This window comes from Marinobacter vinifirmus, assembly GCF_002258215.1.
In the GTDB taxonomy this organism is placed as follows: domain Bacteria; phylum Pseudomonadota; class Gammaproteobacteria; order Pseudomonadales; family Oleiphilaceae; genus Marinobacter; species Marinobacter vinifirmus.
Window position 1 is genome coordinate 65172 of the sequence record NZ_NEFY01000012.1, and the last position, 25098, is coordinate 90269.

18 protein-coding genes and 3 tRNA genes are annotated in these 25098 nt (G+C 59.0%); 13 read left to right on the forward strand and 8 right to left on the reverse strand.

Annotated elements, in window-relative coordinates; all coding sequences use genetic code 11:
• Position 1: 1 nt before the first annotated feature.
• The 3 genes from B9Q17_RS13730 to B9Q17_RS13740 form a co-directional block, all read right to left on the reverse strand.
• Entirely contained in the window at positions 2-2872 is a 2871-nt protein-coding gene (locus B9Q17_RS13730; protein WP_094625645.1) for a valine--tRNA ligase, read from the reverse strand.
• 516 nt (positions 2873-3388) lie between these two features.
• Positions 3389-3901, reverse strand: coding sequence for a DNA polymerase III subunit chi (locus tag B9Q17_RS13735; protein WP_094625646.1), 513 nt, complete (start codon positions 3899-3901; stop codon positions 3389-3391).
• Positions 3891-5381, reverse strand: coding sequence for a leucyl aminopeptidase (locus B9Q17_RS13740; protein ID WP_094625647.1), 1491 nt, complete (start codon positions 5379-5381; stop codon positions 3891-3893). The genes B9Q17_RS13735 and B9Q17_RS13740 overlap by 11 nt, the downstream gene beginning before the upstream one ends.
• Before the next feature lie 228 nt (positions 5382-5609).
• Between B9Q17_RS13740 and lptF the strand changes: the two genes are divergently transcribed.
• Together lptF and lptG are read left to right on the forward strand one after the other, a co-directional pair.
• On the forward strand, positions 5610-6713 hold the full coding sequence (lptF, locus tag B9Q17_RS13745) for an LPS export ABC transporter permease LptF (protein WP_094625648.1): 1104 nt from the start codon (positions 5610-5612) through the stop codon (positions 6711-6713).
• Positions 6706-7767, forward strand: coding sequence for an LPS export ABC transporter permease LptG (gene lptG, locus B9Q17_RS13750; protein ID WP_094625649.1), 1062 nt, complete (start codon positions 6706-6708; stop codon positions 7765-7767). The genes lptF and lptG overlap by 8 nt, the downstream gene beginning before the upstream one ends.
• Positions 7768-7782: 15 nt before the next feature.
• Here the strand turns inward: lptG and B9Q17_RS13755 are convergent, their stop codons facing one another.
• Positions 7783-8319, reverse strand: a complete 537-nt coding sequence (locus B9Q17_RS13755) for an RDD family protein (RefSeq protein ID WP_022989562.1) — start codon at positions 8317-8319, stop codon at positions 7783-7785.
• A gap of 105 nt (positions 8320-8424) precedes the next feature.
• On the opposite strand from B9Q17_RS13755, the gene alaS reads away from it, so the two are divergent.
• The 6 genes from alaS to B9Q17_RS13785 all read left to right on the forward strand — a co-directional run bounded on the left by alaS (position 8425) and on the right by B9Q17_RS13785 (position 13218).
• Complete coding sequence (gene alaS / locus B9Q17_RS13760) at positions 8425-11055, forward strand: alanine--tRNA ligase (protein WP_094625650.1); 2631 nt, start codon at positions 8425-8427, stop codon at positions 11053-11055.
• A 103-nt stretch (positions 11056-11158) separates the two neighbouring features.
• Positions 11159-12400 carry an aspartate kinase gene (locus tag B9Q17_RS13765; RefSeq protein WP_094625651.1) on the forward strand — a complete coding sequence of 414 codons (1242 nt, stop codon included), beginning with the start codon at positions 11159-11161 and terminating at the stop codon, positions 12398-12400.
• A gap of 170 nt (positions 12401-12570) precedes the next feature.
• Entirely contained in the window at positions 12571-12768 is a 198-nt protein-coding gene (gene csrA / locus B9Q17_RS13770; RefSeq protein WP_022989559.1) for a carbon storage regulator CsrA, read from the forward strand.
• Between the two features lie 126 nt (positions 12769-12894).
• Positions 12895-12984 (forward strand) — tRNA-Ser (locus B9Q17_RS13775).
• 59 nt (positions 12985-13043) lie between these two features.
• Positions 13044-13120 (forward strand) — tRNA-Arg (locus tag B9Q17_RS13780).
• Positions 13121-13141: 21 nt separating this feature from the next.
• A tRNA-Arg gene (locus B9Q17_RS13785) sits at positions 13142-13218 on the forward strand.
• Between the two features lie 234 nt (positions 13219-13452).
• On the opposite strand, the gene B9Q17_RS13790 is transcribed toward B9Q17_RS13785, so the two are convergent.
• The gene (locus B9Q17_RS13790; RefSeq protein WP_094625652.1) at positions 13453-13989 is read right to left on the reverse strand and encodes a DUF2058 domain-containing protein; all 537 of its coding nucleotides are present in this window, start codon (positions 13987-13989) and stop codon (positions 13453-13455) included.
• A 104-nt stretch (positions 13990-14093) separates the two neighbouring features.
• On the opposite strand from B9Q17_RS13790, the gene dbpA reads away from it, so the two are divergent.
• The 4 genes from dbpA to B9Q17_RS13810 all read left to right on the forward strand — a co-directional run bounded on the left by dbpA (position 14094) and on the right by B9Q17_RS13810 (position 19110).
• Complete coding sequence (dbpA, locus tag B9Q17_RS13795; RefSeq protein WP_094625653.1) at positions 14094-15467, forward strand: ATP-dependent RNA helicase DbpA; 1374 nt, start codon at positions 14094-14096, stop codon at positions 15465-15467.
• A gap of 223 nt (positions 15468-15690) precedes the next feature.
• A complete protein-coding gene (locus B9Q17_RS13800) occupies positions 15691-15942 on the forward strand; it encodes an OadG family protein (RefSeq protein ID WP_094625654.1) in 252 nt (83 codons plus the stop codon).
• Between the two features lie 41 nt (positions 15943-15983).
• A complete protein-coding gene (oadA, locus tag B9Q17_RS13805) occupies positions 15984-17762 on the forward strand; it encodes a sodium-extruding oxaloacetate decarboxylase subunit alpha (RefSeq protein WP_094625655.1) in 1779 nt (592 codons plus the stop codon).
• 13 nt (positions 17763-17775) lie between these two features.
• Positions 17776-19110, forward strand: a complete 1335-nt coding sequence (locus tag B9Q17_RS13810; RefSeq protein WP_094625656.1) for a sodium ion-translocating decarboxylase subunit beta — start codon at positions 17776-17778, stop codon at positions 19108-19110.
• 244 nt (positions 19111-19354) lie between these two features.
• Here the strand turns inward: B9Q17_RS13810 and B9Q17_RS13815 are convergent, their stop codons facing one another.
• From B9Q17_RS13815 to imuA, 3 genes are read right to left on the reverse strand one after another with little or no spacing between them, the layout of a single operon-like run.
• The gene (locus B9Q17_RS13815; RefSeq protein WP_094625662.1) at positions 19355-22471 is read right to left on the reverse strand and encodes an error-prone DNA polymerase; all 3117 of its coding nucleotides are present in this window, start codon (positions 22469-22471) and stop codon (positions 19355-19357) included.
• A complete protein-coding gene (locus tag B9Q17_RS13820; protein ID WP_094625657.1) occupies positions 22471-23889 on the reverse strand; it encodes a Y-family DNA polymerase in 1419 nt (472 codons plus the stop codon). Before B9Q17_RS13820 ends, B9Q17_RS13815 begins: the two co-directional genes overlap by 1 nt.
• Positions 23890-23893: 4 nt before the next feature.
• Entirely contained in the window at positions 23894-24583 is a 690-nt protein-coding gene (gene imuA / locus B9Q17_RS13825) for a translesion DNA synthesis-associated protein ImuA (RefSeq protein WP_094625658.1), read from the reverse strand.
• A gap of 127 nt (positions 24584-24710) precedes the next feature.
• On the opposite strand from imuA, the gene B9Q17_RS13830 reads away from it, so the two are divergent.
• Complete coding sequence (locus B9Q17_RS13830) at positions 24711-25046, forward strand: 4a-hydroxytetrahydrobiopterin dehydratase (RefSeq protein WP_094625659.1); 336 nt, start codon at positions 24711-24713, stop codon at positions 25044-25046.
• The last annotated feature ends 52 nt before the right edge of the window (positions 25047-25098 follow it).

The window sequence follows — 25098 nt, forward strand, 5'->3', positions numbered from 1 at the left end:
CTTACATGGCCTCGATTTCAGCCCGTTGTGCACTGAGCCGCTGCAGGCTGCCCTGAGCATCCTTCAGTTTCTCTTTTTCCTTCTCGACCACTTCAGCCGGAGCCTTGGCGGTGAACTTCTCGTTGTTCAGCTTGCCTTCCAGGCGGCCGATTTCCTTGTTCAGGCGCTCCAGCTCCTTGTCCAGGCGCTTGAGTTCGGCGCCCTTGTCGATCAGGCCGGCCATGGGCACCAGCACTTCCATTTCGCCCACCAGCTGGGTGGCGCTCATGGGAGCCTTGTCGCCCTCGAACCATTCCAGCTTCTCCAGCTTGGCCAAGGACATCAGGAACTGGCGGTTGTCGTTCAGGCGGCGCTGATCGTCGGCGTTGCCGCCTTTCAGCAGTACCGGTACCTGTTTGCCCGGGGAGATGTTCATCTCGCCTCGGATATTCCGCACCGCCACGATCACGCCTTTCAGCCATTCGATGTCGGCTGCCACGGCGGAGTCCTGCTTGCTTTCGTCCGGCTGAGGGAACGGCTGCAGCATGATGCTGTCGCCCTGTTTGCCGGCCAGCGGCGCGATGCGCTGCCAGATTTCTTCGGTGATGAACGGCATCATCGGATGTGCCAGGCGCAGGACGGCTTCCAGCACGCGAACCAGGGTACGGCGAGTGCCGCGCTTGGCTTCGGGGCTGGCGTTGTCGTCACTCAGGGCCGGCTTGGACAGCTCCAGGTACCAGTCGCAATACTCGTTCCAGATGAATTCGTACAGGGCGTAGGCGGCCAGGTCGAAGCGGTACTGGTCCAGGTGGCGGATCACTTCCTGCTCGCAGTGCTGCAGCTCGCTGATGATCCAGCGGTCAGCCAGGGACAGTTCCACCGGCTCGTCGTTCACGCCGCAGTCTTCGCCTTCGGTGTTCATCAGCACGTAGCGGGCGGCGTTCCACAGCTTGTTGCAAAAGTTGCGGTAGCCTTCCAGGCGCTTCATGTCCCAGTTGATGTCACGGCCGGTGGTGGCCATGGCTGCCAGGGTGAAGCGCAGGGCATCGGTGCCGTGGGCGGTAATACCTTCCGGGAATTCCTTCTCGGTGCGCTTGCCGATTTTCTCGGCCAGCTTCGGCTGCATCAGGTTGCCGGTGCGCTTCTCAAGCAGGTCCGGCAGGCTGATGCCATCAATCATATCCAGCGGGTCGATTACGTTGCCCTTGGACTTGGACATCTTGTCGCCGTGCTCGTCCCGGATCAGGCCGGTCACGTAAACGGTCTTGAACGGCACCTGCGGGGTACCATCTTCGTTTTTCATGAAGTGCATGGTCATCATGATCATCCGGGCAACCCAGAAGAAGATGATGTCGAAACCGGTCACCAGCACGTCGGTGGGATGGAAGGTTTTCAGGCGCTCGGTGATCTCCGGCCAGCCGAGGGTGCCAAAGGTCCACAGGGCGGAGCTGAACCAGGTGTCCAGAACGTCGTCGTCCTGTTTCAGTTCCAGGTCTGCGGCCAGATTGTGCTTCTGGCGTACTTCGTCTTCGTTGCGGCCCACATAGATATTGCCTTCGGCATCGTACCAGGCCGGAATTCGGTGGCCCCACCAGAGCTGGCGGGAGATACACCAGTCCTGGATGTCGCGCATCCAGGCAAAGTACATGTTCTCGTACTGCTTGGGCACAAACTGGATGCGGCCGTCTTCTACAGCTTCGATGGCGGGCTTGGCCAGGGTCTTGGCATCGGCAAACCATTGATCGGTGAGCATCGGCTCGATGATCAGGCCGGAGCGGTCGCCACGGGGCACGCTCAATATGTGGTCTTCGATCTTTTCGACCAGGCCTTCGGCTTCCATGTCTGCCACGATCTGCTTGCGGGCGGCCTCGCGGGTCAGGCCGGCATAGGCGCTGGGCATGGTGCCGTCGATGTTGGTGTTCTCGGTGCCGTCTGAGTTGAAGACCTCGGCGATGTCCCGGATATTCGCATCCTGGGTCATCACGTTGATCATCGGCAGGTTGTTGCGCTTGCCCACGGCGTAGTCATTGAAGTCGTGGGCCGGGGTGATCTTCACGCAGCCGGAGCCTTTTTCCGGATCGGCGTGGTGGTCGGCCACGATGGGAATCCGGCGGTTCACCAGCGGCAGAAGAACATGCTGGCCGATCAGGTGCTGGTAGCGCTCGTCGTCCGGGTGCACGGCTACGGCGGTGTCGCCCAGCATGGTTTCCGGGCGGGTGGTGGCGACGATCACGTAGTCTTTGCCGTCCCGGGTTTTCTGGCCGTCGGCCAGGGGGTACCGCAGGTGCCAGAAGAAACCTTTTTCTTCCTTGTTCTCGACTTCAAGGTCAGAGATGGCGGTGTGCAGTTTTGGATCCCAGTTCACCAGCCGCTTGCCGCGGTACACCAGGCCGTCTTGGTACAGGCGGATAAACACTTCCTGGACGGCTTTGTAGAAGCCATCGTCCATGGTGAAGCGTTCGTTGCTCCAGTCCACGGAGTTGCCCAGGCGGCGCATCTGGCGGGTGATGGTGCCGCCGGAGTGCTCTTTCCAGTCCCAGATACGCTTGATGAATTCTTCCCGGCCAAGGTCGTGGCGGGTTTTGTCTTCTTCTGCAGCCAGTTTGCGCTCAACCACCATCTGGGTGGCGATGCCGGCGTGGTCGGTGCCGACGGTCCACAATGCGTTACGGCCCTGCATGCGCTTGAAGCGGGTGAGGGTGTCCATGATGGTGTGCTGGAACGCATGACCCATGTGCAGGCTGCCGGTCACGTTGGGTGGCGGGATGGCGATGCTGTAGGAATCGCCTTCGCCCCCCTCAGCCTTTTCTGAACGGGGGCGGAAATAGCCTTTGGATTCCCAGTTTTCGTACCACTGGCGCTCGATGTTTTCTGGCTGGTAGGTTTTTTCCATGAGATTATGCAGTGACCGTTTTGGTTGATTCACATAGAGAAATTCTGAATCGCACGATTATACATGGTCACCTTGATTGCGGCGAACCTTCGACGCTCGTCGGGGCTTCGGTATGGGCTCAGTAGCCTGCTAGATTGGTGCAGTGTGGGGTTGGGGACAGGCTTTCCAAAAAGCGCTCCTTGCGGCACCCCTTCGGGGCCCGGCCCACAATCACAGATTGTGGTCGCTCAGCTTTCGCATGAAGCTTCGCTTCATAAGCGCTCGGCTGAGCCCCTGTGGCGCTTGTCTCCGGCCATCCATGGCCTACGAAATTTTTGGAAAGCCTGTCCCCAACCCCACAGATCGAACTTTTTGCTGGTCGCTGGTGAGTTTTGCTTTTTCTTTTTCGTTTTTGTCCGTGTGGGTCCGTGAGTGTCCGTGGCTAATAAATTTTATCTTTCCGTGTTTTTCCGTGTCTTCCGTGGCAAAAAAAGTCTTTACCTTTAGTGGCCTTTCGCGGATTTAGTGGCAAAAAAATCACCGCCGCCGCATATCATGCACCCGAGCCTCAATCCCCATCCCCCGCAGCTGTTTGTAATGCCCGCGAGCCAGGTTCAACACAGCTGGATAATTATGGGCTACAAGCGCCAGGCGGCGGTACTGATCGGCGTCGTCGGGCAAGGTCGAGGACAGCACGATAACGGTATCCCAGTCCGTGGCGGCCGGCGGGTAGAGCAGGATGCCGACAGGGTCGGTGCAGGGGGTAGTCGGGTCTTTGGCGATGCTGTGGGGGATGTAGGCTTCCGGGGTGAAGTTCCACAGCAGGTCGTCGAGTTCTTTGGCGTGGTCTTCGGTGTCGCAGAGGATGCACACGCGGTCGCCCTGCTGCCAGGCTTTGTCCACGAGTTTGGCGGCGTGGAGGTTGCGGGCGGCGGGGGTGTTCTGGGCGAGGATGTGGAACCAGTAGCGTTGGTTCTTTTCGTCCCGGCCGGAGGGGCCGGCAGCTGGGCTGCCGGGCTCCGGGGTAGGGGTTGGCTGGTTATCCTGCATGGGACATCAGGTAGTCGACCAGCAGGGGTACCGGGCGGCCGGTGGCGCCTTTGGCTTTGCCGGAGTTCCAGGCGGTGCCGGCGATGTCCAGATGGGCCCAGCGGTAGTCTTTCGCGAACCGGCTCAGGAAGCAGGCCGCGGTGATGGTGCCGGCCGGGCGGCCGCCGATGTTGGCCATGTCGGCGAAGTTGCTGTCGAGCTGGCTCTGGTATTCGTCCCAGAGCGGCAGGCGCCAGGCGCGGTCGCCGGTGCGCTCGCCCGCGGCCAGCAGTTCGTTGGCCAGTTCGTCGTTGTTGGACAGCAGGCCGGTGGCGTGGTTGCCCAGGGCGATGATGCAGGCACCTGTGAGGGTGGCCATGTCGACTACGGCAGCCGGGTCAAATTTCTTCACGTAGGTGAGGGCGTCGCACAGTACCAGGCGGCCTTCGGCGTCGGTGTTGAGGATTTCAACGGTCATGCCGCTCAGGGTGGTTACGATGTCGCCCGGTCGGGAGGCGCCGCCATCCGGCATGTTTTCGGCGGCCGCAATCACCGCGACTACGTTGATTTTGGGCTTGGTTTCAGCCAGTACTTTCATGGCGCCGAATACGCTGGCGGAACCGCCCATGTCGTACTTCATCTCGTCCATGCCTTCGCCGGGCTTGAGGCTGATGCCGCCGGTGTCGAAGGTGATGCCTTTACCCACCAGCACGTAGGGTTTGTCCTTGGCTTTGCCGCCACGGTATTCCATCACGATCAGGCGCGGGGGCTGCTTGGAGCCTTTGCCCACGGCCAGGATGGTGTTCATACCCATCTTTTCCATCTGCTTTTCATCAAGCACTTCGGTCTTGATGCAGTCGTGTTCCTTGGCCATGGCCTGTGCCTGTTCGGCCAGCCATACCGGGTGGCAGATGTTGGGCGGGGTGTTACCCAGATCCTTGGTGTAGTTCATGCCGCGGCCGGTGGACAGGCCCAGGTTGAAGGCATCTTTCAGGGCTTTGCCGGCACCGGAGGCCTGTACGGTCACTTTCTTGAGCTTGCGGGCCGCAGGCTTTTCACTTTTGAAACCGGTGAAGCTGTACAGCTGGTCTTCCAGGATGCGGCCAATCAGGTTCAGGCGCGCTTCTTCGTTGCTGACAGCATCTTCGCCCTGCAGGGCCGTGTCGGCCAGGCAGATCAGGGCGTTTTTGGACGGGCCGTCTTTCAGGGCGCCCATCATGGCGATCAGGGCTTTGCGGAAGTTGGCCGGTGTGCGGTCTGCATCTTTGCCGGTGCCGACCACAACCAGGCGCTGCCAGGGCTGGTCGACCAGCGGGATGGTGTTAACTGAAGCATTCTTGCCGGTCAGGTCGCCAGCTTTTTCGAGTTGCTTGATCAGCCCGCCCAGGGTTTCGTCTGCCTGTGTTGTGGTGTCAGGCCAGGTACCTTTTTCGGGGAGGCCGATGACCAGGCAATCGGTTTTGGTGGCGGCAATGGCTTTACTGCTCAGGCTGAAATTCATGGCAACTCCCGTTGTCAGGTTATTCTGTTTAGGTCCGCGCCGGGCGGGTTTGATCGAATGTTAATAAGGATTGGGGCAAAGCCGCGAATAATCAAGCGATAAGGCCTTATCGTTACGATGGCTTTAACGAGTTGTTCCTGTACTGTCATTCATTCCCAAGGTTACATAGAATACGCGCAGTTCCTCTTATCCTCCATCTCCTGAAAGGGCGCGGCCAGAGAGATCAGTTTGAGCATCATTTTCCGTTACCTCATCCGCCAGATCATGGTCAGCATGCTTGCTGTTTCCGGCATTTTGTTGCTGGTGTTCATGAGCGGCCGGTTTATCAAGTACCTGGCGAGTGCGGCTGAAGGCGAGCTGGCAGCGGGCGTGTTGTTCGCCATTATGGGCTACCGTTTCCCCGGTTTTCTGGAGCTGATCCTGCCCTTGGGATTGTTTATCGGCATTCTGCTGGCCTACGGCCGGATGTACCTGGAAAGCGAGATGACGGTGCTGTTCGCCTGCGGCGTCAGCGAGCGGGAGCTGTTGCAGAAAACCCTGGTGGGTGCGCTGCCGGTGATGCTGGTGGTGGGCGCAATGAGCCTGTTTATCTCACCCTGGGGCATGAAGCAGGTGGAGCATATTTTTAACGAACAGCGCAAAGCCACCGAGTTTGAAATGCTCGCGCCCGGACGGTTCCAGGATCTCAGCTCCGGTACCCGGGTGACCTATACCGAAGCGCTCAGTGACGACAAGCGTGAGCTGCAGGGTGTGTTCATTGCCGAGCACGGTCGCAACGGTGAAGGCGTTACCCTGATTACAGCAGAGACCGGTTCGCAGTTGATCGACGAGAAAACCGGCAGCCGGTTCCTGATTCTGGAAGAAGGCGGCCGCTTTCAGGGTATGCCGGGGCAGCTGGATTACAACGTAACCCGGTTCGAGGCCTATGGCCTCAAGATCCAGGCCGGCGAAGCGGGTGATCGCGAGCTGGAAGAGGGCATCAGTACCCTGGATCTATGGCGATCAGACAACCTTGAAGATCGCGCCCTGTTGCACTGGCGCTTCTCCCTGCCGTTAATCGTTCCGATCGTTACCCTGCTGGCGGTTCGTCTGAGCCGGGTGAATCCCCGGCAGGGCCGGTTCTTCCATCTTTTACCTGCAATGCTCGTGTATATCACCTATCTGGGCCTTCTGATCGTGGCCCGGGACGCACTGGCAGACGGCAAGGTGCCGGAGTGGATCGGCATGCTCTGGGTGCACGCGCTGTTCCTGGCGCTAGGGTTATGGCTGCATTTCGGGCCGGCCTGGCTGCATCGCCGCCGGCTGGAGAAGGAGGGCCGTGCCAGTGCGTAAGATCGACAACTATGTAATGCGCACCGTTGGCGGTGCCATGTTCCTGGTGATGGTGGTGGTGCTGTCGCTGGACGTGATCTTCGCCTTCATTGCCGAGCTGGAAGACACCCGCAACGATTACCAGACGGTGCAGGCGCTTTGGTACGTGGCGCTCACCTTGCCCCGCAGGATCTACGATTACCTGCCGCTCGGGGCTTTTATGGGGTGCCTGGTTGGGCTGGGGGCCATGGCGAGTTCGTCGGAGCTAACGGTGATTCGCGCCGTCGGGGTGTCGCTGAAGCGGATTGTCTGGTCTGCCATGAAGCCGGCGCTGGTTATTGTGTTGCTGGGTGTGGCAATTGGTGAATACGTGGCACCCAACACCGAACGGCTGGCTCAGAGCGACAAGGCCATTGCCCTGGGGGCCGGCAAGAATGTCGCCTCGGCCCACGGTGTCTGGCACCGGGAAGGCAATACCTTCATGCACCTGAATGCGGTGCAGCCGGATGGCGGCCTGGTAGGGGTTTCGCTGTTCCGGTTTGATGATCAGCGCCAGCTGGAGCAGTCCAGCTTTTCCGAGCGGGCGGTGTTCCAGGGTGATCACTGGTTGCTGGAGAACGTGGCGGTGACCCGCATGGAAGGTGAGCAAACGGTGCGGGAAGCCCATGAAACCCTGCGCTGGGATACCGGCTTGTCTCCGGATGTCTTGAGTGTGCTGATTGTGAAGCCGGAAAACCTGTCGATGAGTGGCCTGTATACCTACGCCACCTATCTGGGGGAGCAAGGGCTGACTGCGGCACAGTACTGGCTGGCGTTCTGGAAGAAAGCACTGATGCCGCTGGGTACGGCGGTTATGGTGCTGGTGGCGATTTCCTTTGTGTTCGGCCCCCTGCGTTCTGTAACCATGGGCTTCCGGGTGTTTACCGGCTTGCTGGTGGGTTTGTTGTTCAAATACATGCAGGATCTGCTCGGGCCCATGAGCATGGTGTACGGCTTTAACCCCATGATTGCTGTACTGGCGCCGATTGCCATCAATGCCGTGGTGGGTGCGGTGCTGATGAGAAGGGCCGGCTGAACCGGCCCGGAAGGCTTACTTTTTCGCGGCTTTTTCTACCTGAACCACAACGCTGTTGGAGGCCCGGTCGGTCAGTGACAGTCCGTTGATCGGGTAGAACAGAGCAATAATGGCGGGAACGCTGATCAGCAGGGTAACGGTACCGATGTAATGGCTTGCCAGCATGGTGAGGAAAACCACCGCCGAAGCTGTGCCGTAACGAAACAGGGCCTGGGTCCAGCTGACTGAAGTACCGTCCAGGTTTTCGATCCGAACCCGCCATACCTGCATACCCAGGGTCTGGCCAATGCGGGTCCAGAAGTAGGCAAAGAACAGATACAGCACCAGGAAGAGCACGAAGGTGAGCCCCGGATCGCCCGAGAGCTGGCCGGCCTCAGCCATTTGTTCGTACTTGTCCCAGCCCGTAATCCACCCGGCAATCATGGTATAAATCCAGGTGGCGACCAGCAGGACCGCAATACTGATCAGGCCATCGTAAATAATCGCCAGAGCCCGCTTGAGGGCGGTTGCCGGTGGCAGCAGTTGCTCGGCGTCATGAAAGCGTCGGGGCATGGGGTCTCCTGTGAGGTTTCACGTTTTTCCTGTTCTCGGCGTGTGCTAGAGTAGCGGATTTGCACACGCATGTAAGTATTGCTATTTCAAAGGTATCAAAGGTCTATGAAAACCGCAGAGTTGCGACAGGCGTTTCTGGAATATTTCAAACAGCAAGGTCACACCATTGTGCCGAGCAGTTCCCTGGTACCGGCAGACGACCCGACACTGTTGTTCACCAACGCTGGCATGAACCAGTTCAAGGATACCTTCCTTGGCCGTGAAGAGCGCGACTATAACCGGGCAACATCCTCCCAGAAGTGTGTGCGCGCCGGCGGCAAGCATAACGACCTGGAGAACGTGGGGTATACCGCCCGCCACCATACCTTCTTCGAAATGCTGGGCAACTTCAGCTTCGGCGATTACTTCAAGCGCGAGGCCATTAACTTTGCCTGGACCTTCCTGACCGGTGAGAAGCACCTGAACCTGCCCCAGGAGAAGCTGTGGGTAACGGTTTACGCCGAAGACGACGAAGCCTTTGATATCTGGAACAAAGAAGTTGGCGTTCCAACAGACCGCATTGTCCGCATTGGCGACAACAAGGGTGCGCGCTACGCCTCCGACAACTTCTGGCAGATGGGTGACACCGGCCCCTGCGGCCCCTGCACCGAAATCTTCTACGACCACGGCCCGGACGTGGCTGGCGGCCCTCCTGGTAGCCCGGAGGAAGACGGCGACCGCTACATCGAGATCTGGAACGTGGTGTTCATGCAATACAACCGCACCGCCGATGGCGAGATGCTGAACCTGCCCAAGCCTTCTGTGGATACCGGTATGGGCCTGGAGCGAATTGCAGCGGTGTTGCAGGGCGTTCACAGCAACTATGAAATCGACCTGTTCCAGGATTTGCTGAAAGCTGCTTCTGAAATTCTGGGTGGTGCAGCCACTACCGAGGCCTCACTGCGCGTCGTGGCTGACCACATCCGCTCCTGTGCCTTCCTGATTGCCGATGGCGTGATGCCGTCCAACGAAGGCCGTGGCTTTGTGCTGCGCCGGATCATCCGCCGTGCAGCCCGTCACGGTAACAAGCTGGGTGCGAACGAACCGTTCTTCTACAAGCTTACCGGTGCCCTGGTTGAACTGATGGGCGATGCCTATCCGCAGCTGGTCAGCAGCCGCAAGCAGATCGAAAAAGTACTGCTGCAGGAAGAAGAGCAGTTCGCCAAGACCCTGGACAAAGGCCTGCGCCTGCTGGAACAGGATATTGCCGAGCTGAAGGGCACTGAAATTCCCGGCGAAACCGTGTTTACCCTGTACGACACCTACGGCTTTCCGGTAGACCTGACCAACGATATCGCCCGCGAGCGTGGACTGACCCTCGACTACGAAGGCTACGAAAAGGCCATGGAAGCCCAGCGTGACCGTGCCCGGGCGGCCAGCAAGTTCGGCATTGATTACAACGCCGCAGGCATCACAATCGAAGGGAAAACCGAGTTTACCGGTTACGACCACATCGACGGCCACGAGCGAATCCGCATCGTTCTGGTGAATGGCGAAGAGAAAACCGCCGAAGCCGGTGACGAATGTGTTGTGGTGCTGGAGCGTACCCCGTTCTACGCAGAATCCGGCGGCCAGGTGGGTGACACCGGCCTGCTGACCTGGAGCGGTGGCCGGTTCAAGGTAACCGACACCCGTAAAGAGGGCGATAACCACCTGCATGTGGGTACGCTGGTAGAGGGTGAGCTGTTCCCGGGTCTGGAAGTAGACGCCCGTATCGATCACGCCCGCCGCGAGCGCACCAAGCGTAACCACTCCGCCACGCACCTGCTGCACGCAGCACTGCGTAAGGTTCTCGGTGAACATGTAACCCAGAAGGGCTCGTTGGTAGATCCCGACAAATTGCGTTTCGACTTCTCCCACTTCGAGGCAGTCACGGCGGAACAGCTCAAAGAGATTGAGCGTCAGGTTAACGAGCAGATTCTGGAAAATACCCCGGTTGAAATCGACGTTACCGATATGGAAACCGCCAAGGCCAAGGGCGCGATGGCGCTGTTCGGCGAGAAGTACGGCGACGTGGTTCGGGTTCTGAGCATGGGTACCGATCGCTATTCTGTTGAGCTATGTGGCGGTACCCACGTATCCCGCACCGGCGACATCGGTTTGTTCCGTATTACCTCCGAGAGCGGTATTTCCTCTGGCGTTCGCCGTATTGAAGCGGTGACTGGCTTCGGCGCCCTGGAATGGCTGGACGCCACCGAGCGCACCCTGCGTGAAATCGCCCGCCTGGTTAAGGGCACCCGCGAGACTGTCGTGGAGAAAGTTCAGCAGGTTCTCGACCGCAACCGTCAGCTGGAAAAAGACATGGATGGCCTGAAGGCCAAGCTGGCCAGCTCCGCCGGTAGCGACCTTGCTGGTAACGCGGTTGAGGTTGCCGGATTGAAGGTTGTGGCAGCAGAGCTGGAAGGTGCAGACCGCAAGGCCCTGATGGAAACCGCTGACCAGTTGAAGAACAAGCTGGGCGAGGGTGTGGTGGTGCTGGCCACTGTGGAGGATGGCAAGGTGACGCTGGTTGCCGGCGTAACCAAGTCAGCCACTGGCCGCATCAAGGCTGGCGACCTGATGAAGCATCTGTGTGCCCAGGTAGATGGTAAAGGCGGTGGTCGCCCGGATATGGCTCAGGGCGGTGGTAACGATCCGTCCAGGCTGGCAGATGCCCTGGCCGGAGTTCCGGGCTGGGTCGAGCAAAATATCGGATAAGCAACTGTTTTCGGAAGCGGGCGGAGGTTTATAATTCCACCCGCTTTATTTGACTGGCGGAGCCTGGCTCCGCTGTAAGGCCCGTTTCGGAGTTTGGGAAAGCATGGCTCTGTTGGTTCAGAAATTTGGTGGTACATCCGTCGGCACAACCGAACGGATTGAAGCGGTCGCTGACAAGGTGTGTCAGTTCCGCAAAGATGGTCACGACATTGTGGTGGTGGTCTCCGCTATGAGCGGCGAGACCAATCGCCTGATTGCCCTGGCCAACGACATTATGGAAGAGCCCACGCCCCGCGAAATGGACGTGCTGGTTTCCACCGGTGAGCAGGTCACTATCGCCCTGTTGTCTATGGCGCTGCAGAAGCGCGGCTGTGATGCCCGGTCTTACACCGGCTCCCAGGTGCGGATACTGACGGACAGCAGCCATACCAAGGCACGCATTAAAGATATCGACGAGCAGAACATGCGCGCGGATCTGGATGCAGGCCGGGTTGTTGTGGTTGCCGGTTTCCAGGGTGTTGATGAGCACGGCAATATCACCACGCTGGGCCGCGGTGGTTCCGATACCACAGCCGTTGCATTGGCGGCGGCGCTGAAGGCGGACGAGTGCCAGATTTACACCGATGTTGACGGCGTTTATACGACCGACCCACGGGTAGTAGACAGCGCGCGCCGGCTTGAGCGAATTACGTTCGAAGAGATGCTTGAGATGGCCAGCCTGGGCTCGAAAGTGCTCCAGATACGGGCCGTCGAATTTGCAGGTAAATACAATGTTCCATTAAGGGTGCTGTCCAGCTTCGCAGAAGGCGAGGGTACCCTGATTACTTTTGAGGATGAGAACGCCATGGAACAACCGGTTGTTTCCGGCATTGCCTTTAACCGTGATGAAGCCAAACTGACTATCTCCGGAGTGCCTGACACCCCGGGCAGCGCCCTGCGGATTCTCAAGCCGGTGAGCGATGCCAACATCGAGGTGGACATGATTGTCCAGAACGTGGGTGAGGATAACAAAACCGCATTCACCTTCACGGTTCACCGTAATGATTTCAAACGTGCCCAGGACGTTCTGCGCGGCATCAGCACTGAAATCGGGGCCGGTGAAGTGGGCGGCGACACCAAGATTGCGAAGGTGAGCATTGTGGGTGTTGGCATGCGTTCCCATGCCGGCGTTGCAACTAAAATGTTCGAAGCGCTGTCTAACGAAGGCATCAATATTCAGATGATCTCCACATCGGAAATCAAGATTTCCGTGGTGATCGACGAGAAATATCTCGAACTGGCCGTTCGCGCACTGCACAGTGCCTTCGAGCTGGACAAGTCCGGGGTAGTAGAAGAAGGAATGTGAGGGCAGGGTGCCCTTTGCTTCCTCCTGAAGGTCATTGAGGAAATCTATAGAGGTTGGAGATTGTATAAGTATTATTCCGCCTTTAGACTTCGCGGTGATCTCATTATAAAAGCAACAAGTACATAGAAATGTAGTCGGAACAGGTAGCTTTGGAATAGGGAGAAAGGGATATGTTGATTTTGACTCGCCGCGTTGGCGAAACTCTGATGATCGGTGACGAAATTACCGTTACCGTTCTCGGAGTGAAGGGGAACCAGGTTCGCATCGGTGTTAACGCACCTAAAGATGTTGCCGTTCACCGTGAAGAAATCTATCAGCGAATTCAGTCCGAAAAAGGCTCTGACGAGCCGGAACCGGGTAATCGTTGATCAGAAAGAAAGCCGCTCAAGGGAAACCTGAGCGGCTTTTTTAATAATAGGGAAAATCGGTTAGAAAAATATCGTGTCAACCCTATGAAAACAGAAAAATTATGGTAGTATACGCCCCGTTCTCAAGGAGAGGTGGGTGAGTGGCTGAAACCAGTTCCCTGCTAAGGAACCGTACGAGCAATCGTACCGAGGGTTCGAATCCCTCCCTCTCCGCCATTTCCCAGCGGAAAGGCGAGAACCGGTTGAAGTAGCATTCAACCACTGCGAAAGATTGTGCGGCTGTAGCTCAGCTGGATAGAGTACCTGGCTACGAACCAGGCGGTCGGAGGTTCGAATCCTCCCAGCCGCGCCAATTTTCGCCAATCAGTTTCAAGCGGCTGTAGCTCAGCTGGATAGAGTACCTGGCTACGAACCAGGCGGTCGGAGGTTCGAATCCTCCCAGCCGCGCCATATTAAAGTCAAAGCGCCTCAGTTTGTGTACCCCACAGGCTGAGGCGTTTTGCGTTGTATAGCTGGGAGGATTTGAACCGATAGAGGTTCGACCGAAACCCGCGAAGTGGGTTGAGGAACGCCGGAGCAGCGCGACGGCGGCCCCGAAGGGGAAGGGCCGAAGGCCCGCCTAATCCTCCCAGCCGCGCCATATTAAACAAAAAGCCCCGCCAAGTGCGGGGCTTTTTGTTTCTGTTACCACATCAAATCGTCGGGAATCTCATAACCCGCGTACGGATCGTCCTCGCCGGCGTCGTCCTGTTTCCGTTCATGCATTGAGATAACGGCGGCTTCATCCCGTTCCATAATCTTGCGTGCCACCTTGTCCGGGACAACTTCGTAGTTTTCGCCAAGGGCGACGATGGCCAGCCGCCCCCTCGAAAGCTGATCAACCATCTTCTCGGCCACCAGGATTTTCTTGATCTTCTTGCCGTCAACAAACTGGTAAGACGTCTCGCCCCGGCTGCGATCCAGTCGGTTGGTTTCGATCAGCTGGCGAATCTGGGCCTGGATGGCTTTTTTCTCGGCTTCTTTCTGCCGTTCCAGGTTTAGCTGACGATCTCTTTCGGCCTGTTCCTGCCTTGCCTTGCGTGCGCGCTCTTCGGCTTCATTCACCTGGGCAGCGCCTTTCGGCTGTTGTTTCCGCTGTTTACGCTTTTCGCTGCGAATGGCCCGGGCCTTTTTCTCATCAGCCAGCCCGGCTTTCATAAGTTGTTCCTGCAAAGACGCCATCAGTGACTCCGTGGATTCGTGATAAACTTCAGCAATTATCTGTTCAGTATACGCCGTCAGTGCGCACTCAATAACCCACGTTTACTTCACCTCACGGATTTTTTATGTCTTCTTTCAAAGAGCTGGGCCTGTCGCCTGCCATGCAGGCCAACCTTGACCGGCTGAATTACACGCAGCCAACCGGTATTCAGGTAAAAGCCATGCCGCCGGCCATGGCTGGCCGGGATGTGATTGCCATGGCCCAGACCGGCAGCGGCAAGACCGCGGCCTTCGGCATACCGCTGATCGAAAAGCTGCAGCCGAAGCAGTTCGCGGTACAGGCGCTGGTGTTGTGTCCTACCCGGGAGCTGGCAGACCAGGTGGCCAAGGCCCTTCGGGAGCTGGCTCGGGCAAAGGAAAACGTAAAGGTGCTTACCCTGTGTGGCGGTGTGCCCATTGGCCCGCAGATTGGTTCGCTTAGCCACGGCGCCCATATTGTGGTGGGCACCCCGGGCAGGGTGGAGGACCACCTTCGCAAGGGCACGTTAAACCTGGATCGCATGAAAACCCTGGTGCTGGATGAAGCAGACCGGATGCTGGACATGGGTTTTGAGGAAGTGATGACTTCAATTCTTTCGCAGACGCCACGTAATCGCCAGACACTTTTGTTTTCGGCTACCTGGCCAGACGCGATCCGTACCATCAGTGAACGCTTCCAGTCCGAGCCGGAAGATGTGCGGGTTGAGGCACAGGAATCCGGGCCGGATATTGAAGAGCTGTTCTATGAAATCGCGCCGGATCAGCAGGTTGCTGCAGTGGCGGCGTTGCTTTCGCGTTTCCAGCCATCGGCCAGCCTGGTGTTCTGTACCACCAAGCGCGACTGTGATGAGCTGGCCGACGAGCTTTCCCGGTTGGGATTTGCTGCCTTGTCTTTACACGGTGACCTCGACCAGAAAGACCGGGATGGCACGCTGGTGAAGTTTGCTAACCAGAGCTGCACCGTGCTGGTGGCTACGGATGTGGCGGCCCGGGGGCTGGACATCAAAGGCCTGCCGCTGGTGATCAATGCCGAGCCTGCGCGGGATCCGGAAGTTTACACCCACCGAATCGGGCGTACCGGCCGGGCGGGGGAGCAAGGCCATGCGATTACGCTGTGCACGCCGAAGCAGGGGCACAAGATAACCCGTCTGGAAGCTGATCGGGCAAAGTCCGTGGAGTGGGGTGATACGGCCGGGCTGTTGGCAGAACGGGTGCGCCCGGTACGCCCGCCCATGAAAACGCTGTGCCTGGCCGGAGGTCGTAAAGAAAAGGTCCGCCCCGGTGATGTTCTGGGAGCGCTCACCGGTGACGCAGGCATTCCCGGCTCTGCGGTAGGCAAAATTGATCTGTTCGATTTCCAGTGCTTTGTTGCAGTGCAGGTAGAGTGGGCAGATAAGGCGCTCGCCAGGCTTGAAGCGGGTAAGGTGAAAGGCAGGAAAATACGCGTTCGCTTTGCGTAATCGCGCTTTGAGTAAAGTGGCGCTTCAGTTGTCTTTTCAGGCCGGAGCGCTCGGAAACTCCCTATAGAAATGTGTCCTTTAGGTTGCTCCTGATCAATGAAACCGGTAAATTACGCAGGATTTTGCCTCCCGTTTTGCTTTTTTAGGCCATAAGACTTTGGTCCTATTTGGCCTGGTGGTAATCCGGGGAAATCACACAAACCAATACAGGTAGCTGTTCGCTATGAATGACCTGATGTCACAAGCCGTTGAGCTGATGATCGCCGGCATGGGTTTCGTGTTCGTGTTCCTGGTTATCCTGGTATTCGCGACCGGCCTGATGTCCAAAATCATTCTGCGGTTTGCGCCGCCAGAGCCGGCAACCCCGGCCAGAACGCCACGTGCCAAGCCGAAGGCGCCCACGTCGGTTGACCCTGACACCGCCGAGGCCATCAAGAAGGCGATTGCACAATACCGGGCACGCCACAAGAAGTGACCCTGGTACAGATTAGAACCTTTTAACAGAAGGCTGACACGATGACTGACACGAAAAAACCGCTTGGGATTACGGACGTAATTCTGCGTGACGCCCACCAATCCCTGCTGGCCACCCGCATGCGGCTGGATGACATGCTGCCGATTGCCGAGAAACTCGACAAAGTCGGTTTCTGGTCCCTCGAATCCTGGGGTGGTGCTACCTTTGATTCCTGTATCCGTTACCTGGGTGAAGACCCCTGGGATCGCATCCGCGAGCTGAAGAAAGCCATGCCCAACACGCCCCAGCAAATGCTGCTGCGCGGCCAGAACCTTCTGGGCTACCGTCACTATGCGGATGACGTGGTAGAGCGGTTTGTAGACCGTGCCGCCGAAAACGGCGTAGACGTGTTCCGTATTTTTGATGCGATGAACGACCCCCGCAACCTGGCCACCGCCATCAAGGCCGTTCGCCAGACCGGCAAGCATGCCCAGGGTACGATTTCCTACACCACCAGCCCGGTACACACCATCGAGAACTGGGTGGAGCTGGCTAAGGAAATCGCCGACATGGGTGCCGATTCCATCGCCATCAAGGACATGGCCGGTCTGCTTAAGCCTTACGTGGCTTATGACCTGGTCAGCCGTCTGAAGAAAGAGCTGGATATCCCCATTCACATGCAGTGCCATGCCACCACCGGCATGTCCACCGCCACCGCAATCAAAGCCGCCGAAGCCGGCATTGATAACGTGGATGCGGCCATCTCCTCCATGAGTATGACCTACGGCCATTCGCCCACCGAGGCGATTGTGGCGATCCTGGAAGGGACCGACCGCGATACCGGCCTGGACCTGAACCTGCTGGAAGAAATTGCGTCTTACTTCCGCGAAGTGCGTAAGAAGTACGCCAAGTTCGAAGGCAGCCTGAAAGGCGTCGATTCCCGCATCCTGATTGCCCAGGTTCCGGGCGGCATGCTGACCAACATGGAAAGCCAGCTGAAAGAGCAGAACGCCAGCGACAAGTTCGACCAGGTGCTGGCCGAGATTCCCAAGGTACGTGAAGACCTGGGCTATATCCCGCTGGTAACCCCGACCTCCCAGATTGTGGGCACCCAGGCGGTACTGAACGTACTGACCGGCGAGCGCTACAAGTCGATCTCCAAGGAAACCGCCGCCATCCTGAAGGGCGAGTACGGTTCCGCACCGGCGCCGTTCAACAAGGAACTGCAAGAGCGGGTTCTGGATGGCAAAGAAGCGATCACTTGCCGCCCGGCTGACAAAATCGAGCCGGAAATGGACAAGCTGACCGCCGAGCTGAAAGACATCGCCAAGGAAAAGGGCATCAAGCTGGCCGAGCAGGAAGTGGACGACGTTCTGACCTACGCCCTGTTCCCGCAGATTGGCCTGAAGTTCCTGGAAAACCGTGGCAACCCGGATGCGTTCGAGCCGGTACCGAGTGCTGACGACGTAGCACCGGCCAAGAAAGCCGCAGGTCCTGAGACCTACACCGTGGAAGTGAATGGCCAGAAGTATGTGGTGGCCGTGAACGAAGGTGGCGAAATCAGCCAGATCGAAGGCCAGGGTGGTGCGTCTTCTGCACCGGCGGCCGCTGCTCCGGCCGCTGGCGAAGGCGAGCCTGTACTGGCGCCTCTGGGCGGCAACATCTGGAAAGTGCACGTTTCTCCGGGTGACACCGTGGAAGAGGGCGATGTGATGATTATCCTCGAAGCCATGAAAATGGAAACCGAGGTGCGCGCACCCAAGGCCGGTACCATCGGTGAAGTCTTCATCAAGGAGGGGGATGCCGTCTCCGTTGATGATGAAATGCTGACAATCGCATAAGGGCCAGCATTCCATGGATAAAATGATGACACTGTGGACAGGTAGTGGCCTGTTCAATATCGAGCTCGGCCAGGTGGTGATGATCGCCATCGGCCTGCTGCTCCTCTATCTTGCGATCAACAAGAAGTTCGAGCCACTGCTGCTGGTCCCCATCGGGTTCGGCGGTATCCTGGCGAATATTCCGGAGGCAGGGCTGGCCCTGACTGCGGCGGAAAATGCCATCCACTTTTCTTTGAAGAATGGCAGTACCGAGATTCTGGCGGCCCTGGCGGCGCCCCTGGACGTGGCCTACCAGGCCGGCCAGGCGGTGACCCCGGAGCTGAAAGATATCTTCAAGGAAGCGGTCAAGGAAGCCAGCTACTCTGAAATGGCCATGGCCAATTCCATCGCCCAGGATTACGGCTACGGCAACGGTATGCTGTACAACTTCTACTCCGTGGTTATTGGTAGCACCATTGGGCCGCTGTTGATCTTCATGGGTGTAGGCGCGATGACCGACTTCGGCCCGCTGCTGGCAAACCCCAAGACCCTGCTGCTGGGTGCAGCGGCTCAGTTCGGTATCTTCGGTACGGTACTGGGTGCGGCCCTGCTGGACTGGACCGGCGTTCTGGAATTTACCATTCTGGAAGCGGCAGCCATCGGTATCATCGGTGGTGCTGACGGCCCGACGTCCATCTATGTATCCAGTGTTCTGGCGCCACACCTTCTGGGTGCGATTGCGGTGTCTGCCTACGCCTACATGGCGCTGGTGCCGATGATCCAGCCGCCGATCATGAAGGCGCTGACCTCCGAGCAGGAGCGCAAGATCAAGATGAGCCAGCTGCGCCCGGTGAGCAAGAAAGAGAAGATCATCTTCCCGCTGGTGGTGCTGATTGCCGTGGTTCTGTTCCTGCCGGATGCGGCTCCGCTGCTGGGTATGTTCTGCTTCGGTAACCTGATGCGTGAGTGTGGCGTGGTAGAGCGTTTGAGCGATACTGCCCAGAACGCACTGATCAACATCGTGACCATTTTCCTGGGTCTGTCCGTTGGCTCCAAGCTGATGGCGGACAAGTTCCTGGATGGCCAGACCCTGGGTATCCTGGGCCTGGGTATTGTGGCCTTCGGTGTGGGTACTGCTTCGGGTGTTCTGATGGCGAAGCTGATGAACAAGCTGAGCAAGGAGCAGATCAACCCGCTGATCGGTTCTGCCGGGGTGTCTGCGGTGCCAATGGCGGCGCGGGTGTCCAACAAGGTGGGCCTGGAAGCCAACCCGCAGAACTTCCTGCTGATGCACGCAATGGGCCCGAACGTGGCTGGTGTTATCGGCTCTGCGGTTGCAGCGGGTGTGATGATCAAGCTTCTGAGCTGATTGTTTTCACTGCTGTAGTTATAGAGAACCCTGCTTCGGCGGGGTTTTCTTTTATCTGGCCTTTGAGTTTTGGTGGTGGCATCAGTGTGAGGCTGCTTTCCAAAAACCGCTCCTTGCGGCACATCCTTGTGGCGCTTCTGCTCCGCCATCCATGGCTCCGCACATTTTTGGAAAGCAGCCTCACACTGATGCTTCGAACTTTCGAGGTGCCTGCACAAAATGGGCGCCATTCTGGTTTTGGTGTTCAGTGAAAATCTCTGGAGCTAACCGGTAACGAGTTAATCAGGTGGCTCAGATCAGACAGCTTGCCGGCCATGACATGAACGATATCACCCTCTTTTTCGATAACACCCTTCACGTGTAACAAGCGGGCGGTGAGTAACGGTTTGCGTTGTCTTCGGGCGGTTTCGAGCCAGACGACGACGTTGATGTTGCCGGTTTCGTCTTCGAGGGTGACGAAGGTGACGCCGGAGGCGGTGCCGGGGCGTTGGCGGCCGGTGACCAGGCCGGCGACTTGTACGGGGATGCCGGGGCGGGTGGTTTTGAGTTGGTCGGCGGTGAGGCAGTAGCTCAGGTGGCCTTGTTCGCGGAGCAGGGCGAGGGGGTGTCTTTGTAGTGTTAAGCCCTGGCTGCTGTAGTCTGCGAGGACGTTCTGGCCTTCGGTGGGTTCCGGGAGCAGGTGGCAGGGTTCGGGTTGGTAGTCTGCCATGGGTTCGTTGGCGAAGAGTTCGGCCGGTTCTTCGTGTTCGAGCAGTTGCCAGTAGGCCTGGTGGCGGTTGCTGGTGAAGCCGGGCATGGCGTTGGCGCCGGCGAGGAGTTCCATGTCGCGTTGGTTGAGGCCGGCGCGTGTGCGCAGTTCGGCGGCGCTTTGGTAGCCGTTTTTCGGGCGGTGCTGGTGGATGCGGTCAGCGCCGCTGGAAGACAGTCCCTGAATAATCCGGAGGCCAAGGCGAAGGTGTTTTTCCGGGCCTTGCAGGGTGTGTTCACGGTGGCTGTGGTTTACGTCTGGTGCCAGTACGGTGACCTTGTGGCGTTGGGCGTCCTGTACCAGTTGGCTGGGGGAGTAGAAGCCCATGGGCTGGCTGTTGAGCAGGGCGCAGTAGAAGGCGGCCGGGTAGTGGCGCTTTATCCAGGCGGAGACGTAGACTAGTAAAGCGAAGCTGGCGGCGTGGGATTCCGGGAAGCCGTAGCCGCCGAAGCCGCAGATCTGTTGGTACAGGCGCTCGGCAAAGTCCGGATCATGGCCTCGTTCGAGCATGCCGGTGATGAGCTTGTCCCGGAACGGGGTTAAGTCCCCGTGGGATTTCCAGGCGGCCATAGCCCGGCGCAGTTTGTCGGCCTCGCCTCCGGTAAAGCCGGCGGCGACCATGGCCAGTTTGATTACCTGTTCCTGGAAGATGGGCACGCCCAATGTGCGTTCCAGTACCTGGCGGACGGCATCGTTGGGGAATTCGACGGGTTCCAGGCCGTGTTTCCGGCGCAAATAGGGGTGCACCATATTGCCTTGAATGGGGCCGGGGCGCACGATGGCGACTTCGATCACCAGGTCGTAGAAGGTTTCCGGTTTCAGGCGCGGGAGCATGTTGATCTGGGCCCGGGATTCCACCTGGAATACGCCGATGCTGTCGCCTTTTTGCAGCATGGCGTAGGTGTCCGGGTCTTCCTGGGGCACATCCTGCATGGTGAAGGCCTGGCCTTTTTCTTCGCTGATCAGCTCCAGTGCCTTGCGGATGGCGGTGAGCATGCCCAGAGCCAGTACATCCACTTTCATCAGGCCCAGGCTTTCCAGGTCGTCCTTATCCCACTGGATGACCGTGCGGCCTTCCATGGCGGCGTTTTCCACCGGCACCAGTTCCGCCAGTGGCCCTGCGCTGATAACAAAACCACCTACGTGTTGAGACAGGTGGCGGGGAAAGCCCAGTAAGGTGTTCACCAGGGTAAAGAACTGCTCCGCCACTTTCGGGTTGCGGGTGAGCCCCTTGTCCAGTATCTGCTGACGCCAGTTGGTGCTTTTATCGCGCCAGTCGATGCCGTCGAGCAGCTTTTCTACCAGGGCGGCATCAAAGCCAAGTGCCTTGCCCACATCCCGGATGGCGCTGCGGTAGCGGTAGCGGATAACCGTGGCGGCCAGCGCCGCCCGTTCCCGGCCGTAGCGCTGGTAGATGTACTGGATGACCTCTTCCCGCCGCTGGTGCTCGAAATCCACATCGATATCCGGTGGCTCGTCCCGGTCTTTCGAGATGAAACGTTCAAACAGCAGCTCGACCTTGGCCGGGTTCACCTCGGTAATGCCCAGGCAGTAACAGACGGCCGAGTTGGCGGCTGATCCTCGCCCCTGACACAGAATGCCCCGTTTGCGGGCAAAGGCCACGATGTCGTGGATGGTGAGGAAGTAGTGCTCGTAGTTGAGCTCCGAGATCATCCCCAGCTCTTTGCGGATTAACGCCTGCACCTTCATCGGCGTGCCTTCGGGATAACGGCGGCGTTCGCCTTCCCGGGTCAGGCGTTTGAGGTAGGCCGCCGGGGTTTCGCCTTCCGGTACAAGATCAGGCGGGTACTCATAGCGCAGGCTGCCGGGCTCGAAGCTGCAGCTGTTGGCAATGTTTACGGTTTCCTGAAGCCAGGCCGGCGGAAACAGGCGTTGCAGCACCGGGAGCGGGCGCAGGTAGCGTTCGCCGTTCTGGAACAGGCAGTGGCCGGCGTTTTCGACCGTGGCGTGGTGGCGCAGGGCGGTGAGTACATCTTGCAGGGGCTGGCGTTCCCTGGCGTGCATGTGTACTTCGCCGGTTGCGGCAATGGCAAGTTGCAGTTGTTCGGCCAGTTGGCGCACACGCACCAGCTGTTGTTCTTCGCCGGCCTCCAGGGTGCGGGTGGCGGCAATGCGCAGGCGTTGTTCAAACAAGCGCTGCAACCATTCCCCACAGGCCAGGGCCTGTTCGTAGCTGGCCCCTGTCGTGGCAGGTGGTAACCACAGGCACAGACAGTGATCCAGCTCGTGGGTTTCGATATCCCGGGCAAACAGCTGGTACTGGCCTTTGTCTGCCCGGCGCCGGCCGGTGGTAATCAACTGGCACAGCTGGCCATAGCCCTTGCGGGACTGGGCCAGCAGGATGAAGCGGGGCGTGGTCGCGCCAGCCGGGGCATCGTCCAGTTCAAACCAGCTGCCGGTGATCAGCTTTACCGGGCTGTCTTTCAGGGCGGCCCAGGCGCGCGGAATGCCTGCCACCGAGCAGGCATCGGTGATGGCAATGGCATCATAGCCCAGCTCCAGGGCCCTTTCTGCCAGCTCATGGGGGTGTGAGGCCCCGGTGAGAAAGGTGAAGTTACTGAAACAGAAGAGTTCTGCGTAGCCGCCTGCCATCAGCCAAACCATCCATGTATGAACCATCCATCGTGAACATCCCGGAACACCCAGGCCAGCTCGCCGCCCGGTAACTGGGCGATGTAGTAATCCCGGTGCACCCGCTGGCCATCCCACCAGCCGCCGCTGATGCGTTCCGGGCCGGAGTGCCAGGCCACCGGCGTTTGCTCCAGTGGCCGGGGGCCGTTCAACAGCCACAGGGGACGGTGGGGAAGTAGAGCCGAAGTGCTCGCCTGGCCTTTACCGGGTTTGCGTACCTCGCCGGCAGACCAGGCCTGTTCCGGCCGGTGATCATCCCTGGGTGCTAGTTGCCTGAGGGCCTGTTCACCCAGCCGGGCCTGAAGGCGGCTGATCAGGGTATGCCAGGCTTCGTTCAGGTCCTGGGTTTCACCCAGCAGATCCTGGCCGCCGGGCGCCTCCCGGCCGGTAAAGCGTTTAACCGCCAGAACAAGGCCGGTGACCGGAGCCCGCAGCGGCTGCTGGTCCAGCTTCAGTTGTATCAGTTTCAGGAACACCTCGGCCCGGTGTTCCGGCCCGGTAGTGCGGATACGCAGGCGGGTGGGCTCTTCATGCCGGTGCTGTAACACCAGCAGCAGGGTATCGGTATCCTGCTGGCGCCAGCACAGGTCTTCCTCCAGCTCGGCCAGTATCCGCTGCAGCGAGAACAGCAGCCCCTGAGCGTGCTCCACCTCCTGAATAAAATCCGCCCGTTGCCGGAACGTGTGGGGCGGCTGCCAGGGCGCCTTGGGATCGGCCCGGGTGCCCTGGATTTTCTGGATAATGGCCAGAAGCTCCGGCGATAACCGCCGGGCCAGTTCCGGGGCAGGCAGGGCAAACACCTCACCCAGGGTGTTCAGGCCAAGGCGCTGCAGGCGAGTGCAGGATTTCTTGTCAAAGCCCGCAGCCTGTAATGGCAGATTGCCAAGCTCCGTCAGGATATGGCCCTTGTCTGCGGTGCATTCGCCCTTGCCGGTATGGGCCAGCAACCGGGCGGCCTGCGGCGTGTGGCCTATGGCCACCCAGGCCGTGAGCTGGCGCTCGGTTAACGCCTGTTCCACCGTTTGCCAGATGGCCGGCAAACCGCCATACAGTTTCTGCAGGCTGCTGATTTCTGCCCAGAGGCCATCCGGCGGCGCCAGGGTGATATGGGCGGCATAGTGGTACAGCCAGCGGGCCTGATCTTCCAGTAACCAGGCTTCCTGTTTTGGATCTGCCCGCAGTATGTTGAGATCCGGGGCCAGGCCGAGTGCTGTCTTCAGGCGCATGCCCGGGCTGATACCCAGGTCCCGGGCGGCAGGGCAGGCCTGAACAACGTATTGCCCGGCACCGTCTACAATTGCCAGGGCGCCGCTGGCATCCTGGTTGCGGCGGACATGGTCCAGCAACAGGTGCGGAAAGTGCAGGTAAAGCCAGAGCACAGGGTTATCTCCCGGCGCCGGGCCAGCGCCCGTGAATAACACGGGGGGCGTCCTGAACGGCAAGGTTGGCCCGGTGCCCAAGGGCCACAGAACAACGCTGCCCCGGCCAGCTGCCACGGCGCTTGATGATGTTTACCTTGAGTTCCTGGTGTTCACCGGGTGCCAGTTCCAGCCTTAAGGCCGCCGGAGAATTCTGCTCTGTAAACCGTCGGCTGCGAAACAGCACGCACACATTGCCGCCGGCCTCTGACGCCAGTTGCAGGCGCCGGACATCCCGGCTGGCAAGTTGGCCCGGCCAGGCCAGCACCAGCCCGGTCACCGGCGAGCGCAGGCAGTTTTCCATGGTCCATAAAAAATCCCCCTGATCCCGGGTGTTGATCATCACCAGGTGGTCCAGGTTGACCCCTTCCCGGGCGAGGGCCGGAGCGTAGGGCGTGTGTGGCGGGTTCAGCCAGAAAATGGTTTTGCCGGCGGCCGATACCCTTTGCATCAGCGGCAGTACCAGGTGCAACTCGCCAATGCCGCAGGTGTCGAGCAGGCACTCACTCAACGCACCCCGAGGCCAGCCCAGACCGCCCAGCTGGTTATCCAGCACCTGATAGCCCGTCGACTCCGTCGGCTGGGTGGTCTTTCTGTGCTTGTGGCCCTGCCAGATACGGGCATCTTGCAGAAGGCTGCTGAGTAATTCGCTCATGGGACATTATCCGAATACTGTTTATATATACAGTATTCTTGTGAGGGTGGAATTTCAACTGCCAACTTGATAAAACCGGGCACGACACCCACGCTGAACACAGCAGCCCGACAAGGAGGAACCAGCCATGACAAAACTAAGCCAACAAGCCTGTGAAGCCTGCCTCGCAGACGCCCCCAAAGTGACCGGCCAGGAGAAACAGGAGCTGCTGAGCGCCATCCCCGACTGGGAAGATGTGATGGTAGATGGAGAGGAACAGTTACGCCGGGTATTCACCTTCAAAAACTTTGTGGAAGCACAGGCCTTCACCAACAAAGTGGCGGACCTGGCCGAAGCGGAAAACCATCACCCGGCGATTTTGCTGGAGTGGGGCAAAGCCACCGTGCGCTGGTGGACCCACAAAATCGGTGGGTTGCATAAAAATGACTTTATCATGGCAGCCAGGACGGATGAGCTTTATTAGAAGGCTTCGTCTACCGGACTGCGCACACCAAAGCCGCCTTTACGGACAACAT

What these genes read in the sequence shown, in the direction of transcription:
- B9Q17_RS13800 (WP_094625654.1), top strand. Translation starts at nt 15,691, where the DNA reads ATGAATGACCTGATGTCACAAGCCGTTGAGCTGATGATCGCCGGCATG.
- B9Q17_RS13765 (WP_094625651.1), top strand. Translation starts at nt 11,159, where the DNA reads ATGGCTCTGTTGGTTCAGAAATTTGGTGGTACATCCGTCGGCACAACC.
- B9Q17_RS13830 (WP_094625659.1), top strand. Translation starts at nt 24,711, where the DNA reads ATGACAAAACTAAGCCAACAAGCCTGTGAAGCCTGCCTCGCAGACGCC.
- B9Q17_RS13810 (WP_094625656.1), top strand. Translation starts at nt 17,776, where the DNA reads ATGGATAAAATGATGACACTGTGGACAGGTAGTGGCCTGTTCAATATC.
- B9Q17_RS13735 (WP_094625646.1), bottom strand. Translation starts at nt 3,901, where the DNA reads ATGCAGGATAACCAGCCAACCCCTACCCCGGAGCCCGGCAGCCCAGCT.
- alaS (WP_094625650.1), top strand. Translation starts at nt 8,425, where the DNA reads ATGAAAACCGCAGAGTTGCGACAGGCGTTTCTGGAATATTTCAAACAG.
- B9Q17_RS13755 (WP_022989562.1), bottom strand. Translation starts at nt 8,319, where the DNA reads ATGCCCCGACGCTTTCATGACGCCGAGCAACTGCTGCCACCGGCAACC.
- B9Q17_RS13815 (WP_094625662.1), bottom strand. Translation starts at nt 22,471, where the DNA reads ATGGCAGGCGGCTACGCAGAACTCTTCTGTTTCAGTAACTTCACCTTT.
- dbpA (WP_094625653.1), top strand. Translation starts at nt 14,094, where the DNA reads ATGTCTTCTTTCAAAGAGCTGGGCCTGTCGCCTGCCATGCAGGCCAAC.
- B9Q17_RS13790 (WP_094625652.1), bottom strand. Translation starts at nt 13,989, where the DNA reads ATGGCGTCTTTGCAGGAACAACTTATGAAAGCCGGGCTGGCTGATGAG.
- csrA (WP_022989559.1), top strand. Translation starts at nt 12,571, where the DNA reads ATGTTGATTTTGACTCGCCGCGTTGGCGAAACTCTGATGATCGGTGAC.
- oadA (WP_094625655.1), top strand. Translation starts at nt 15,984, where the DNA reads ATGACTGACACGAAAAAACCGCTTGGGATTACGGACGTAATTCTGCGT.
- B9Q17_RS13730 (WP_094625645.1), bottom strand. Translation starts at nt 2,872, where the DNA reads ATGGAAAAAACCTACCAGCCAGAAAACATCGAGCGCCAGTGGTACGAA.
- B9Q17_RS13740 (WP_094625647.1), bottom strand. Translation starts at nt 5,381, where the DNA reads ATGAATTTCAGCCTGAGCAGTAAAGCCATTGCCGCCACCAAAACCGAT.
- imuA (WP_094625658.1), bottom strand. Translation starts at nt 24,583, where the DNA reads ATGAGCGAATTACTCAGCAGCCTTCTGCAAGATGCCCGTATCTGGCAG.